Below are 1,065 nucleotides of genomic sequence, written 5' to 3' on the forward strand. Positions count from 1 at the left end.
AAGCCGTCGGCGAGCATGGCTTCGGCGCCGCCCTGGCCTTCTTCGGCGGGCTGGAAAATCAGGTTCAGGGTGCCGTCGAATTGACGGGTCGCGGCCAGGTAACGCGCGGCGCCCAGCAGCATGGTGGTGTGGCCGTCATGACCGCAGGCATGCATGCAGCCGGCGTGTTGGCTGCTGTAGCTGGCGCCGGTGTTTTCGATGATCGGCAACGCGTCCATGTCGGCGCGGATACCGAGCTTGCGCGAGCTGCTGCCATTGCGCAGCACACCCACCACGCCGGTCTGGCCGATGCCGGTGTGGACTTCGTAGCCCCAGTTACGCAGCGATTGCGCCACGAGGGCGGAGGTGCGGTTTTCTTCAAAGCCCAGTTCGGGGTGGGCGTGAATGTCCTGACGCACGGCGTGCAGGTCGCTGGCGACATCGCTCAGCCAATCCAGGATGTGCTGGTGTGGGCTCATGGTGATTCTCCTCGCAGGCGGGTGTTCCCGTTCTTGTTCGTTGCACACCGCCAGATAACCGCGATGTGCGCAGGAGGACAATCAAAGGTGGTTCCACCCTGTGGAACCTCAGCCCCACCTGTGGCTGCATTAGGGCAAGAGGCGGCAGCCCTCGCGTTGGCCCAGCCATTGGGCACTGTGGGTGCGGCCCAGGCCGCTGGCGGTCACGAGGTGTTTTTCAGGGTTGTCGGTGAAAGCGCTGGTGGGCACGTATTGCTTCACATAACCCAGGCAATAATCAGCGGGATTGCCCTCCACATATCGGCAGGAGCAGTACTCCTTGGCGGTGTAGGCCGCGATGATGTCGGGGAAGGCTTGCAGGTTGACCCGCTCGTGCCAGACCCAGCCGAGCAACACGAGTAACAGCAGGATCAACAGGCTGATGACGGGATGACGGCGGATCATGGTTGCACCGCTGCAAGGACGCGCTTGAGGAGTTCGTTGTGGCGATAGCTGCCGTCGCGGTCGTCGCCATAGCGCACGATGACCAGCTGTTTTTCGGGCATCACGTAGAGCGCCTGCCCCCAGTGGCCGAGGGCGGCGAAGGTGTCGGCGGGCGCGTCCGGCC

The 1,065-nt window shown here is 63.8% G+C and carries 2 protein-coding genes and 1 pseudogene; all 3 read right to left on the minus strand.

Annotation, left to right across the window (positions count from 1 at the left end):
• Positions 1 to 458 (minus strand): amidohydrolase (locus HX846_RS36015; protein WP_178967324.1); only part of this gene is annotated, 458 nt, incomplete at its 3' end.
• A gap of 129 nt (positions 459 to 587) precedes the next feature.
• Complete coding sequence (locus tag HX846_RS36020) at positions 588 to 902, minus strand: hypothetical protein (protein WP_003209165.1); 315 nt, start codon at positions 900 to 902, stop codon at positions 588 to 590.
• A pseudogene (locus tag HX846_RS36025) lies at positions 899 to 1,065 on the minus strand (serine hydrolase); the annotation flags it as partial. The pseudogene HX846_RS36025 and the gene HX846_RS36020, both read right to left, overlap by 4 nt.

The sequence above is a fragment of the Pseudomonas sp. K5002 genome, assembly GCF_013386655.1.
Taxonomy (GTDB): Bacteria; Pseudomonadota; Gammaproteobacteria; order Pseudomonadales; family Pseudomonadaceae; genus Aquipseudomonas.